The organism is Pontibacter chitinilyticus (assembly GCF_039748935.1).
Taxonomy (GTDB): Bacteria; Bacteroidota; Bacteroidia; order Cytophagales; family Hymenobacteraceae; genus Pontibacter; species Pontibacter chitinilyticus.
In genome coordinates this window covers 60,919-74,557 of the sequence record NZ_JBDIZJ010000003.1, presented here as the reverse complement: position 1 = coordinate 74,557, position 13,639 = coordinate 60,919, and the positions used below count along the sequence as shown (strand labels likewise).

The following is a 13,639-nucleotide window of genomic DNA, read 5'->3' as shown; positions in this document are numbered from 1 at the left end:
CAGAAGCATAGAAGCGATCTTGCTGAATACTTTCAGTTTAGCTCTTAAGTTCTTCCGCGCTCCATTTCCCTAACTCCTTCATGGCTGCTATAGTTTGCTCCGGCTGCTCCCAATACTGGCGGCTGTACACCCGCACGTAAGGCCAGTGGCGCTGCTGCAACAGTTGCGGCAAATCGGCGTGTGCGTGGCGCACAGAAGGGTGGCTGAAGTATAAATCGTCGTCTGTTAGCACCACGCCGGCATAGTGTTGCCCCGCCACCTGCGTAAGATCGGCAAAAGGCACTTGCTGCTGCAAGGCAGGCACCTGCTGTTGCAGCAGGTCCTTCAGCAGCGGCACCCGCACGGGCATAGGTGCGTGCCGGGGCTTGTACTGGAAATACCGGCGGCTAACCTGTTGCGCATAATGCAGGTATTCTTTCAGCAGCTTTGGCCCCGGGTGCAACGTATGCGCCACCTGCAGTTGCTCTGCGCGAATACTGCTCACCACAAACACGTGCTGTTTGGCACGCGTAATGGCCACGTTCAGGCGGTTTTCGCCGCCTGCCTGGTTCAGGCTGCCGAACTGCATGGCCATGCGCCCTTTCTCATCCGGCGCATACCCCACCGACAGGATGATCACCTCCTTCTCATCGCCCTGTATATTCTCGATGTTCTTCACCAGCACCGATGGCGGAATTATCATATCCTGTGCCCTGGCCCGCTCCTCCAGCATGTCCTGCACCAGCATTTGCTGGCTATAGTTAAAGGTAATGACGCCGATATCCTCTTTTTCCTCCTCCAGCAGTTTCAGCACCAGGTACACGACACGCTCCGCCTCCGGCACATTAACGTTATCCTGCCACAGGCCATGTACTTTCATAAACTGGATGGCCGGCCGCCGCGAGTTTGCATCCTCCAACTCCGGTATCAGCTCCAGCTTCTGGTGGTAGAAGTGGCGGTTCGAAAAGTCGATCAGTTCCGGGTAGCGGCTGCGGTAGTGTTGTGTGAGCATGGTTTGGGGCAAGTATAAACTGCACAGCTGCAGCAGCGACTCCGCCGACAGTTCCTCCACGTCCTCTTCATCGGCAGCTCCCCAGCGGGTGCGGTACAGATCCGATGGCTTCAGCTGCTGCAGGTCGCCGGCAACCACTACCTGTTTGCCGCGCAGCATGGCCGGAATGCCCGTTTCAGCAAAGCACTGCGAGGCCTCATCAAAGATCACCAGGTCAAAGCATGCCTCCAGCGGCAGCACCGCCGACACTGTTTCAGGGGAAGCCAGCCAGCAGGGCACCAGGTCCAGAATCTCGGCAGCGAATAGAGAAAACAGCTTGCGCAAGGGGTAAAGGCTGCGCTTTTTGCTGACCTGCGCCTGCAGGCGGCGGTACGTCACGGCATTACCGAGGCGATTATGCTCCAGGTGCTTGTAGGTCTGCTCCCGCAACTGCGACAGCACCATCTCCTGGCTTAATTGCTGCTTCTGATGCCATAACTGCTGTAGTTCCAACTCCACCCGCTCCAGTTCCCCATTGCTGGGCATGCGCAACTCCGGGTGCTGCGCCTCCAGTTCGTGCAACCAGGCTAAGTATAGGCTATTCAGGAACAGCTGCTCTCCCTCCTCCTCCGACCCGATCTGCTGGGCCACCAGTTGCAAAATAATTTCCCGCTCCGCCTCCAGAAAAGAAGCAAACAGCGTATCATACGCCACCAGTGCTTCGAAGTGCTGCGGCAATGTTTGGAGCAGTTTCCTGCTCCACTCCTTTTCTGATAGCAAGCGCTTTACCTGCGCCTCGGGCAGCCACAGCAACCATACTTTATACGTTTGCTGCGCCTCGCCTATGGTTTGGCTGAGCAGCCCCAGGTGTTGCGGCAGGTTTACCAGCTGCAGGAGCTTTTCATGCAGCACTTTGTCGCGGTGCAGTTGCCGAAGCAGTTTTTGCGCCGCCAGGGCATGTTCTACCGTCTCCAGTTGCTGCAGTATTTTCCCAGTTGCCTGCGACGGCTTCAGGTTATACTTGATACTGGCATTTAGGCGCTGCATCAGCTCCTCTGCCTGCTGCCGTACCTCCAGGCGCTGCAGCAGCCAGGCCACATTCGCCTCCGTCAGCTCCCAGTTATAGCGGGCCAGCGCCTGCTTCAGCACTTTCTTCTCCGGCGAAAAATGCCACGTAAGGCTCCCCAACAGCTGATCTTGCTGCGTTGCATATGCCTGGATGGCCTTTCTGACGCCTGCCAGTTCTGCCACAGGAATTGTTGTATCCGGCTCCAGGGTAGCGCTGTAGAGCGCGCATAAGCTTTTTACCTGTTGCTGTAGTTCGGGCATTTTCGCCTGTGCCTGCCGCAAGGTGTGTAGTGTGGGCAGTACCTGGGGCAGTTGCAAAAGCCGCTGCAGCTCGACCATAGCGGGCAATGCCGCCGTGTAGCGGGGTAGCTCATTCAGCGAAAAAGGATAACCGCTCAGCTCGTTGATACTTTGCTGTAGCTGCTTGTATTGCGACGGGAGTTCCTGTATCGTTTCTTCAAGCTGCTGCCGCTGTGGCCAGCCAAAGCCTTTCATGCTGCGCCGTTCGCGCCACACAAAATCATGATGCTCGAAGGTGATGGCCTGCTGCAGGTAATGGCGCAGGCGCGGCAGAAACTCGCCTACCGTATCGGCAGTAAAGTAGCGGAAGGCAGCAGAAAGGGGCAGGTGCGGTTCCTGCACCTTACTACGCAGGTATAACTCCTTCGGCGACCAGCCGCAGCGGCTGGCATCGAACAGCGCCTGCTTGAAAGCCGCAAGCCGGGCGGTGCAGCGGTTAAGGCCGCGGCCCACCTCCAGAAAAGTGCGGTCAGTGTAGATGCTGTTGAGCGCCAGGTTCTGCTTTTTATAAGTGTCGAGTTGCTCTATCTGGTGCAGCAGCTGCGCGTAAACCGGCTTTAGGTCGGCGTTGATGTCGTGCACCAGCCCGGCGAACGCGCCAAAGCCCTGCTGCGCCAGGCGCTGGTACACCACGTCTAGGGCGGCCCGCTTTTGGCTCACCACCAGCACCTTTTTGCCCCGCGCCGTAAAGTCCGACACCAGGTTGCAGATGAGCTGCGACTTGCCAGTGCCCGGCGGCCCCTGCACTACCACGGAGCGGCCCTGCTTTACGGCTTGCAGCGCCGCTTCCTGCGCCGCATCCAGGGCAAAGGCCGTGTAGGTGTGTTGCGCCTGCGTGCCCGCGTTATCGGTTATACTTGCTTCGGAAGTATAAAACAGGTCTTCCATTTCCTGCAGGTCGTCGCGCTGCAGCAGGGCATCGTAGTCGTTGAGCAGGTAAGAGGCTGCCTGCGGGAAAATGCCCAGCACCGCCTCCGGCGCCAGCTGCAGCTGCCCCGGCTTCAGGCCGGCCTCGTAATCAGCTTTTTTATAGTCACGGAAAGGCTGGAGCTTGTCGGCAAAGAATTCACGGCCAACATTTATACTTAGCTGATGCGTTTTGAGCAGTTCGTATACTTGCGTGCGAAACTCCAATGGCTGCTGAGGCAGCGTACTCAGGTCAAGTTCCGTCAGCTCCTCAGCCAGTGGTGTGCCCATGTAGTGCGCATAGGCCAGCAGAAAACTCTGGTTAAACTGCGGCGGTTGCGATGCATCCGGCACCATCTCCCACTCCTGCGCAGCATTTACCTGCAGCTGCACCGGGAAGAACAGCAGCGGACAGCGGACTGCCGTGCCATCTGAAAATTTACCCTGCACAAAGGGCCAGCCCAGATATAACTCGCGGCTGCCCCGTTCCTCCAATATTATTTCGGCCTTGCGCCGGATGTAGCGCAGCCGCTGGCTAATGGCAGCAACCGGCGTATGGCGGCTGTCGGCATACGGGCTTAGCGGCACTTTCTTTTTGCCTGACAGCAGCTGCTCGATCAGGGTAAAAGCTGGCTTGCTGTTGATAAAATCAAGCGACTCCACATCCAGGTGCATCTCCCGCGACAGGCGCAGCAAAACCAGGGCCCGGTTGCCGGAGCCAAGGTTCAGAAGTCTGCGTCGGTAGTTCTTAAGGATGTTTTTCATAGCTAACTGCCCCGTTAACGAAGAATCACGGATGAAAGTCTTTCAAAAAAGTTGCAAGTTAAGCGGAAATGGGTTGAGATGGAAGGGAAAGTACAGGGAGAGGTGGTATATTACAGGAGCAACCCCATGGGTTTACACTACCACAGCTCCCTTTTCGCAACTTTTCTGCCCAGCAGGTGCTATACCAAGTATGCAGGAGAAACACGATATGCCTTCTTCCCCGAAACCGAAACTGCCTGTTGTAGAGCAAATCTCTTCCGGGGGTGTGGCTTACCGCGTCACGGGCACTTCGGTTATGGAGGTGGCGCTCATTTCAGTAGGACCGCAGGGCCGCTGGCAGCTGCCAAAAGGGTTGGTGAATGCAGGCGAAGCGCCCGAAGTAACGGCAGTGCGTGAGGTGCGGGAAGAGGCAGGCATCAATACCCGGCTACTGCAAAAACTGGACACTATTGAGTACTGGTATGTAGGCGATAAAGGAAAGCAGCGGGTGCGGTTTCATAAGCTGGTGCATTTTTACCTGCTGGCGTACGAATCAGGCGAGGTAAGCAACCACGATTGGGAGGTAAACGAGGCCCGCTGGATACCGTTGCAGGAGGCGCTTTCGCTGCTCTCCTTTAAAAGTGAAAAGCAGGTGCTGGAGAAGGCGCAAAAACTCCTTTCTGTTTAATCTATAACCCTGGTGCCATCTCCGGCCCTGGCAGGTGCCAGAGACAAGTATGAGCGGCTTTCTTTATGATTTGGTACCTGCTTTTTTGTAACTTCATCCGGCTCCTGCTGCTCAGTAGCGACGCTCATCACATACTCCAACTATAAAATTTATGGCTACAGATTTCTCCAGCAAATCCACTGTGCACGAAATACGGGAGCGGTTTGATCAGGACGTTGAGCGATTCGCCAACCTGGAAACAGGCCAGCTGACGACGCTTGATGCGCCGCTCACGTTAGAGCTGATCACAGATGCAGCCAAGTATACGAACCCAGCTGCTACCACCTTGCTGGATATTGGCTGCGGCGCTGGTAACTATACCCTGAAAATGCTTTTTAAGCTTCCGCACCTTAGCTGCACTTTAATCGACTTGAGCCAGCCTATGCTCGACAGGGCCAGAGAACGAGTAGCAGCCGAAACGAAAGGCGAAGTGCTAACACGCCAGTCAGACATCCGCGAAATAGAACTAGGTGCTGCCCAGTATGACATCGTGCTGGCTGGGGCCGTGTTGCATCACTTGCGGGAAGAGCAGGAATGGGAACAGGTCTTCCGGAAGATCTACAAAGCGCTGAAGCCGGGCGGCAGCTTCTGGATCTCGGACCTGGTGGTGCAGGAGTTGGAGGCAGTAACCGCTTTATTCTGGAACAAGTATGGCGCGTACCTGGAGCAACTGGGCGGAGCAGCTTTTAAGGAAAAAGTGCTGGCCTACATCGATAAGGAAGACACCCCCCGGTCGGCTACCTTTCAGCTGGAGCTAATGAAAAAGGTCGGCTTCACGAAAGTAGAAGTACTGCACAAAAACCTCTGCTTCGCGGCGTTTGGCGGCGTGAAGTAAGTATAACTGAATTGTGATTGATGCTAAAACTGAATAGAAACAGCTATTTCTTCAAACTCATTATAGCTTGCCTTATTTCGGTTTGGATAGGATGGCTAATAAAAGACTTAAATTTTGTAGTGTTCTTAGCAGTTTTAGTTCTTACTGCTGTGAGTTTGGGTCTTACTATTTTATGGGGAGCTTTCGACCTTATTAATAGATCTACTGCTTTCAAATATCCAGGCGGAGTATTGCTCTCTCTATGCATTATTATTTATTCTTCCTCAGCATTTCATCAAATAGATAACAGGAAAAAACGACATGATGCAGAGCAGATAGTATTGAAGTTGAACAGGTATAAATTAAAGCATGGCCAATACCCAGCTTGCCTTGAGGCTATATCGTTAAAAACGTCCGTACCAGATATTAGCTATTGGACGGACTCAACACATCAAATTCTTGAACTCAGCTATTCCACAAGCGATTGGCATACAGTTTTCTATGACAGTAAGAATGATTGTCGGTCTAAAATGGGAAGATAAAGAATTTAAAACCACTGCTTGGCGGCGTGAAGTAGCATTCCTTACGCCTGGCTTATACTTGCTATCGTTCCTTTCTATAAAATTCCGAAAACCAAGTTGCTCTGTTTCTCCTATAAGGAAGTGTTACCTTTAGGATAGAAAACATTTTATACTTACGCAGCAAAATATGAAAGTAGGATTTATAGGATTAGGCCTGATGGGCAGCCGCATGGCCGCTAATTTACAGAAAGCCGGACACGAGTTGGTGGTGTATAACCGCACGCAGGAGAAGGCGGACGAGTTGGTTAGCAATGGCGCTACCCGCGCTGCTTCGCCGGAGGAGGTGGCGCAGCAGTGCCGCACCGTCATCACGATGCTCTCCACGCCGGAGGCGGTGGAGGACGTGGCGTTGGGCCACGACGGTTTTCTGAAGGCGCTGCCCGGCAACTCGCTGTGGGTGAACTGCAGCACCGTTAACCCTTCTTTTACCATTAAGATGGCGCAGCACGCTAAGAAGATGGGGCAGCGCTACCTCGACGCGCCTGTGTCAGGCACCCTTGGCCCGGCAGAGAAAGGCGAGCTGATTTTTCTGGTCGGAGGCGACGCCGCCGATGTGGAACAGGTGCAGGAGCTACTGGACGTGATGGGCAAGGAAACGGTACACGTGGGCGCACACGGACAGGGCGCGGGCATGAAGATGGCCAACAACATGATGCTGGCGCAGGCGATGGTTGCTTTTGGAGAAGCGCTGAAGCTGGGCACCTCACTGGGCATATCGGAGGAGATGCTGTGCAATACGCTGCTGGGTGGGCCGGCCGCCGCGCCCTACCTCAAACTCAAGCAGCCCAAAATCCTGAGCAGGGAGTTCTCGCCGCAGTTCCCGTTGGAGTGGACGCACAAGGATTTGCACCTGGCCAGCGTCACGGCGTATGAGCAGAACATCGCACTGCCTTCGTTGCAGGCCACCAAAGAGCTGTATGCGCAGGCCAAGCAGCAGGGCCTCGGCGAGCAGGATTTCACGGCCGTGTACCGCATGTATCGGCCAGACGGAGAGGAGAAACAAGTATAAACAAAGTATGGGAATTGAAGAGGCGCACAATGTGGCGTCTCTTTTTTGGTCTTCCGCTACGGCCTTTGCCGCAGATGTTCGCAGGTATAAAAAACAACTCGAGGCTTTTGGGAGCAGCGGCTACAGCGTGAGATAGGGCTTCAGCTTATCGTAGAGTTCCGGTTTTACCAGCTTGATTTTTTGCAGGTCTTCCAGCTTTTCGAACAGGCCGTGCTGTTCGCGGTACGCTACCAGGGCGCGGGCTACGTTCGAGGAAATGTAGGGATGTAGCTTTAGCTCGTCGGCAGTAGCGGTGTTTATGTTCAGCTGCGGCGGGGTATACGTATCAGGCACAAAGGTATACTTCTGCAGGCTGTCCACTATCTCAGGCGGTAAGCCATAGACTTCCTTCAGTTGGGCCATACTATAAAAGCCACCCAGCCCGGCTCTGTACTTCACGATGCGTGCCGACAGCTTGCTGCCGATGCCCCGAATCTGCTTGAGCTGTGTGGTATCGGCGGCGTTGATATTAAAAGGCGCAAGTATAAATTTCTCGCGTGGCGGGAAGAGTGTATTATTCCTGGGGTAAGGTGTTGGCTGCTTGCCGGCGTACGCTTCCCTCTTGCCATATTTGTCCGGCCGCTCTTCGGGTAACTGGATGTAGGGGTACAGGCGCCGAAAGGTGGAATCCGGAAAATCATAGATCTTTCCGAGCTCGGCCTTATAGGTAAAGTCGCCTACTTTGCGGCGGTAGTTGAGAATGCGTTGCGCCAGAAATCTGGGAATGCCAAACCCCTGCCATTCCGCTGCTGTCAGCTTGTTAGGATTAAACGGATGCAGCGCAACAGTCGGCACCTTTTTATATGTGCTGTATTTGTCCCGGTCCGGCTCCGGTTGACTTGCTTCCAGCTGCGCCACCAGGCTGTCCAGCGTCTGCTGATCAGTGGAGCTGCTAAAAGGATGTGCGGGAGTATAAAACGTGTTTAAAAGAAATGGTGCTGCCGTGAGCAGCACCATTATACCTATCAGCCACAAAAAACCGTTTACTTCGCCTTGTGAAAAGCCAAAGTAGCGGCGAATCCAGTGCCTGAGTTTTCTCATGCTGGTGCTTAGTGTTTAGGCACCTGGCGATCCGCCTCATCATCGTTATCGATGTAAGAATCAGGCTCCGGCCTGGGCGGTGTGCTCAGTACGCGCACAAAGAAATATATCATTAGCCCTGTTACAAGTGTCAGGGTGGTGAGCATCACAATAAGTGCAGATGTGTTCATACGTTCTTAAATCTTTCCTTCTCTAACTCTTTTCTTATAGGCGATATATACCAGCAGCGCAATGGCCAACCACACTGCTACCAGTAGTATGCGCGAGGCGTTGGTATAAAACAGCGTATGCTGCAACGTCTGGATCTGGGCCGGGTCAGTAGCGGCGGCTAGTTGGTCTTTCAAGCTGGTGTTCAGCAGCTTTTTAATAATAGAGCTATCGTCCAGCACCCAGTTGCCGGCAAATGCAGCACCCCAGTCGCCGCCTTTTGGTGTAATAAGCGAGCCGATAAATACCCACAGCAGCAACAGCGGCGTGATATACTTGATGATGAATTTGTAAATACCTGGTACGGTAATATCGGCACCGGAGGTAATCTCGCGCCAGCCTTTGTCCATCCCGAACACCCAGGCAAACAGGATCGATTCGAACAACGCAAACACAACCAGCGATACTGTTCCGGCCCAGTAATCATACTCATCAAATACGCCATACTTGAAGAACAGCACCGTTGGCATACCCAACACTAATACAATTAGGCCAAAAGACCAGGCAGCTGACTTACGGCGCCAGTTAAACTCGTCCTGTAAAAAGCCGATCCATGGCGTGCCCATCGCCAGCGAAGAGGTGATGCCGGCAAAGAACAGCAGGCCAAACCACATTAATCCTGCTACGGCACCCAGCAATGGCCCCCACTGGAAGAACAGGTAGGGTAGCGTTTTGAAGCCAAGCCCCAAGCCGCCAAACTGCACCAATTCCGTTACGCGGTCAATGCCCAGGTAACCGATGGAGATCGGAATCAGGATGGCGCCGCCCAGTACAACTTCCACAAACTCGTTCATCCAGCCAGCCGACATTGCATTCAGGGCAATATCATCTTTAGACCGCACATAAGACGCGTAGCAATGCACCGTGCCCATACCTACCGACAACGTGAAGAAGATCTGCCCGGCAGCGGCAAGCCATACATTAGGCGACCACAGCTGGTCGAAGTTGGGTGTCCAGAGGAAGTTAAGGCCTACGGAGCTGTCGTTGATGGCGCCGTTCTCACCGGCCGTAATCGTCAGGCCTTTGTAGGCCAGGAAAATACCGAACAGGATCAAGAGCGGCATACCTACTTTAGCTACGCGCTCCACACCGTCAGCCAGTCCCTGCGATAGGATAAACGTGTTGATGAGCAAGCAGAACACATAGAAAACGATCGGCTCCAGCGGGATACCCAGTGTTGATTTCCCCAGGCTGGTATAAGAGTTAAAGAAGTTGGCTACTGCGTCCTGGTCCAGGCCTTTGAACGTGCCGATAACAGAGTGCAGCATGTAGGAAAGTGTCCACGACTCAATGTAGCAGTAGTAAGCCGCTACGGCGATGTTGGTCCAGATGCCGAATACGCCAATATACTTCCAAAGGCGGTTGCGGTGCATAGTATCCACAATAAATGGCGTGGAGTGGTGTCCGAACTTGCCCCCGAAGCGGCCCATGGACCACTCAATCCAGAGCAGCGGAATGCCCATTACTAAAAAACAAACAAGATACGGGATGATGAAGGCGCCACCGCCATTCTGCACGGCCTGCACCGGAAATCGAAGAAAGTTTCCGAGCCCTACTGCATTGCCGGCCATGGCTAGTATGAGACCGACACGCGAGCCCCAGGATTCTTTGTTAGCACTCATAAATAAAGAGAGAAGTGTTTAGTTTAGTGGTTTGGTTTATATATGGATCGTGTTGGGCTAAGGTCGAAGATACAAGATAAGCAAAGCATCCGATAGCGCCATTAGAAATCAGATATTTTTAATATTTGGTCTGTGTTCCGGAACATGGCCTGCCGGTGTTACTTGCCACCCTGCTATGCTGTTTCTGCCTGCTCCGCGACCATGGCAATGCCCTGCATAAATGTGTGCGGGCGGTAGCCCAGCTCCTGCACGGCTTTGCTGATATCGAACCCGGTGCGCGCCGGCCGTTTGGCTGTTTGTGTAAACGTGGTGGCATTGGCTTTGTCTATCAGCGCCTTATCGAGGGCAAAGAAGTCAGCAACCTGCAGGGCCATGTCGTAGGGCGTCAGCATTTCGCTGCCCGAGATGTTGAAGATGCCTTCCGCATTATGCTCCGCGGCCAGCCAGCAGCCCATCGCCAGGTCCTCCGCCAAGGTAGGCGTCCGGAACTGGTCGGTAACCACTTTGATCACTTTACCGGCCTGCAGGCTATCGCGCACCCACAGCACAATGTTAGAGCGGCCATAGTCGTGCACTACGCCATACACCAGCACCGTGCGCAGGATGGTCCATTTGCAGGTGGCGTTCTTCACCAGTTCTTCTGCCAGCCGCTTGGTTTGGCCGTAAAAGTTTACCGGGTTAGCTTCTGCCTCCTCGGTGTAAGGGCCGTCCTCGCCGTCAAAAATAAAGTCGGTAGATACGTGGATCAGGTGCACGTGGTATCTTTCACACACCTCCACCAGGTATTGCACGGCATCACGGTTCAGCTTCAGCGCTTCGGCATGGTTTGTTTCACACTCGTCTACATTCGTCATGGCGGCTGTATGGATGATGTGTGTCGGGCGGAACTGGCTCACAACGGCTTCTACTTGTGCCGGGCTGGTTACATCCATACTTTGGAACGGGAGCGTCGGCAGCCATTCCGCCAGTTTATTTTCGCCGCGGCTGGAGGCCAGCACTTCTACGTCCTGCCTGGGCAGTAGCAGTTCTGCCAGCTTTTGACCCAGCAGCCCGTTAGAACCTGTAATCAGTATTTTTTTCATGTTTATTTCTTCTCCAGTGTCTGCGTGTTGTAATTGTAATCGTACTTTCTGGCGATCTTCTTTTTCTTTACCTTTTCCACGGTTACTTTCATCGGCACATCGCTGAGCGGGCGGTCGCGCCCATCTTTGGCGAGCTGCGCGATCTTATCCACCACATCCAGTCCATCCACTACCTGCCCATAAACGGTGTAGGCCTCGTCCAGCATGGGCGTGCCGTCGTGGTTCTGCACAATGTAAAACTGGGAGCCGCTGCTGGCCCGCTGCGGGTTGGCAAAATCGCCTTGCCGGGCGGCGGCCACAGCACCACGTACGTGCTTGTGGTTTGGCTTTATCTCGGCCGGAATAGTATAACCGGGGTTGCCGGTGCCGTCGTTGGTTGGGTCGGCATCTTTGGTGTTGGGGTCGCCGCCCTGTATCATAAAGCCGTCGATTACGCGGTGGAAGGTGGTACCATCGTAAAAACCTTCTTTTGCCAGCTTCAGAAAATTGGCTTTGTGCTGCGGCGTGTCGTCGAACAGCACCAGCTTAATATCACCTTGCGGCGTGGAAATAGTTACCAGCTGGTCTTTGCCTTTCGGCTTTTGAGCCAGCACGGCAGCTGGCAGCACAGCCACCAGCAGGGCAATCAGCACTAAGTTTTTCAGCAGTTTCATACTATACTTCTCTGTAAAGAATTTTCTGTTTTGCACCGGCCTTAAGCCAGGCTTTCAAAATTAAGGCTTTTTACCACTGTTTTTACTTTTTCGGCAATTTATCAAGTGCTGCTGCGGTATTGCCAATACCAACACACACGTAGGCGGTGGCTGTGGTGTTACGATGATAGCGGCTCCGGCTTGTACTTTATCTACCCGCAGCTGTACCCTCGGAGGCAATTGCAGGGTAAATTTCACATTCGGGGCAGAAAAGGTTATATTTAAGAAACTGGTAAATCAACATTTATTCATACATGAAGAAACACTTACTGACTGCAGGACTATGTTTGGCGACCTGCGGAAGCACTTTTGCCCAAACACAACCTATTTCTGTAGATGAACGCATTGATGCCGTCATTGGCCCTATAGCTGAGTTCATCTCCAGTATTATCTTTTATGAACTCCCGATAACCGACACGTTTTCGGTGCCGCTTATCTTAGTATGGCTGTTGCTGGGAGCACTTTTTTTTACCTTTTACCTGGGCTTTATCAACGTACGCGGTTTCGGGCATGCACTGGATATTGTGCGCGGCAAGTATAACCAGCCGGGTGCGCCTGGCGAGGTGTCGCACTTCCAAGCGCTGACGGCCGCCGTGTCGGGCACAGTTGGGTTGGGGAACATTGCCGGCGTAGCCATTGCTATTTCGCTTGGCGGACCAGGCGCAACGTTCTGGATGATCCTGGCGGGATTGCTGGGCATGTCGTCTAAGTTCGTGTCCTGCACACTGGGCGTGAAATACCGCGACGAGCATGCCAACGGCACCGTTTCCGGCGGACCGATGCACTACCTGAACAAAGGGCTGCGCGAGCGCGGCTTTGGAGGCGTGGGCAAGTTCCTGGCGGCTTTTTTTGCTATCATGTGCATCGGCGGCTCCATTGGCGCCGGTAATATGTTCCAGATAAATCAGGCAACGCAGCAGTTCATTGCTGTAACAGGCGGACAGGAAGCTTCCGCTTTCGGTGGCGGCAATGCGTGGCTCTTCGGTCTGATCATGGCTGTGCTGGTCGGTTTGGTTATACTTGGCGGCATGAAAAGCATTGCGCAGGTAACCGAGAAGATCGTTCCGCTGATGTGTGGCATCTACGTGGTGGCAGCGCTTATTGTGCTGGCCGTAAACGTCACGCACATCCCGGAGGCTTTTGCCGCTATTTTTAACGGCGCTTTCAACGGCAGCGCCATCGCGGGCGGCGTGGTAGGTACGATGATTCAGGGACTGCGGCGCGGCATGTTCTCCAACGAAGCAGGTATCGGTTCAGCCTCTATTGCGCACTCGGCTGTTAGAACCAATGTGCCGGTAACGGAGGGTTTCGTGGCATCGCTGGAGCCTTTTATCGACACCGTGATCGTCTGCACCATGACGGCGCTGGTGATTGTGGTGACAGGAACGTACAAGATGGACTCCGGCGATGGCATCGCGCTCACCTCGGCCTCTTTTGCCACCGTCATCAGTTGGTTCCCCATTGTGCTGGCCGCAGCCGTTATCCTGTTCGCCTTCTCCACCATGATTACTTGGTCATACTATGGCCTGAAATCCTGGACCTACCTGTTCGGCAACAACCGGGCTGCTGACATCAGCTTTAAAGTGCTGTTTTGCGCTTTCGTTATACTTGGCGCGCCTATTCAACTCAATAGCGTGGTCGCTTTTTCGGATGCAATGTTGTTTGCCATGAGCATTCCGAACCTCATCGGTTTATACATACTGGCTCCTACCGTTAAACGTGAGATGCAGGCGTTTCTGGCGTATGCCCGTTCCGATAAAAAGCAGCCGCTAACGGAAGAGGCAGTAGCTGCCGAAGCAATGGAAGTATAAGCGCCTTGAGCAAGTATAAATAAAAA

The 13,639-nt window shown here is 53.7% G+C and carries 11 protein-coding genes; 4 read left to right on the top strand and 7 right to left on the bottom strand.

All coding sequences use genetic code 11. The features are described 5' to 3' along the window. Positions 1–37: 37 nt before the first annotated feature. Complete coding sequence (locus ABDW72_RS06745) at positions 38–4,009, bottom strand: AAA domain-containing protein (RefSeq protein ID WP_347157729.1); 3,972 nt, start codon at positions 4,007–4,009, stop codon at positions 38–40. A 190-nt stretch (positions 4,010–4,199) separates the two neighbouring features. On the opposite strand from ABDW72_RS06745, the gene ABDW72_RS06740 reads away from it, so the two are divergent. Continuing rightward, entirely contained in the window at positions 4,200–4,676 is a 477-nt protein-coding gene (locus ABDW72_RS06740) for an NUDIX hydrolase (RefSeq protein WP_347157728.1), read from the top strand. Here ABDW72_RS06740 and ABDW72_RS06735 read toward each other — a convergent pair. Beyond that, complete coding sequence (locus tag ABDW72_RS06735; RefSeq protein WP_347157726.1) at positions 4,673–4,804, bottom strand: hypothetical protein; 132 nt, start codon at positions 4,802–4,804, stop codon at positions 4,673–4,675. The two genes, ABDW72_RS06740 and ABDW72_RS06735, sit on opposite strands and share 4 nt — an antisense overlap. Positions 4,805–4,827: 23 nt before the next feature. Here ABDW72_RS06735 and ABDW72_RS06730 point away from each other — a divergent pair, with 23 nt between their 5' ends. Both ABDW72_RS06730 and ABDW72_RS06725 read left to right on the top strand, forming a co-directional pair. Then, on the top strand, positions 4,828–5,550 hold the full coding sequence (locus tag ABDW72_RS06730; protein WP_347157725.1) for a class I SAM-dependent methyltransferase: 723 nt from the start codon (positions 4,828–4,830) through the stop codon (positions 5,548–5,550). A gap of 687 nt (positions 5,551–6,237) precedes the next feature. Next, positions 6,238–7,119 carry an NAD(P)-dependent oxidoreductase gene (locus tag ABDW72_RS06725; protein ID WP_347157724.1) on the top strand — a complete coding sequence of 294 codons (882 nt, stop codon included), beginning with the start codon at positions 6,238–6,240 and terminating at the stop codon, positions 7,117–7,119. 120 nt (positions 7,120–7,239) lie between these two features. Here the strand turns inward: ABDW72_RS06725 and ABDW72_RS06720 are convergent, their stop codons facing one another. From ABDW72_RS06720 to ABDW72_RS06700, 5 genes are all read right to left on the bottom strand, one after another. Further along, complete coding sequence (locus tag ABDW72_RS06720; protein WP_347157723.1) at positions 7,240–8,199, bottom strand: ComEA family DNA-binding protein; 960 nt, start codon at positions 8,197–8,199, stop codon at positions 7,240–7,242. Positions 8,200–8,207: 8 nt separating this feature from the next. Further along, entirely contained in the window at positions 8,208–8,369 is a 162-nt protein-coding gene (locus tag ABDW72_RS06715) for a hypothetical protein (protein ID WP_347157722.1), read from the bottom strand. Between the two features lie 6 nt (positions 8,370–8,375). Further along, complete coding sequence (locus ABDW72_RS06710) at positions 8,376–10,028, bottom strand: sodium-dependent transporter (RefSeq protein ID WP_347157721.1); 1,653 nt, start codon at positions 10,026–10,028, stop codon at positions 8,376–8,378. Between the two features lie 173 nt (positions 10,029–10,201). Next, positions 10,202–11,110, bottom strand: a complete 909-nt coding sequence (locus tag ABDW72_RS06705) for an SDR family oxidoreductase (protein WP_347157720.1) — start codon at positions 11,108–11,110, stop codon at positions 10,202–10,204. Positions 11,111–11,112: 2 nt separating this feature from the next. Beyond that, positions 11,113–11,763: a peptidylprolyl isomerase gene (locus ABDW72_RS06700; RefSeq protein ID WP_347157719.1), complete on the bottom strand. Its 651-nt coding sequence runs from the start codon at positions 11,761–11,763 to the stop codon at positions 11,113–11,115. A gap of 293 nt (positions 11,764–12,056) precedes the next feature. Here ABDW72_RS06700 and ABDW72_RS06695 point away from each other — a divergent pair, with 293 nt between their 5' ends. Beyond that, positions 12,057–13,613, top strand: a complete 1,557-nt coding sequence (locus ABDW72_RS06695; RefSeq protein ID WP_347157717.1) for an alanine/glycine:cation symporter family protein — start codon at positions 12,057–12,059, stop codon at positions 13,611–13,613. Positions 13,614–13,639 lie beyond the last annotated feature (26 nt).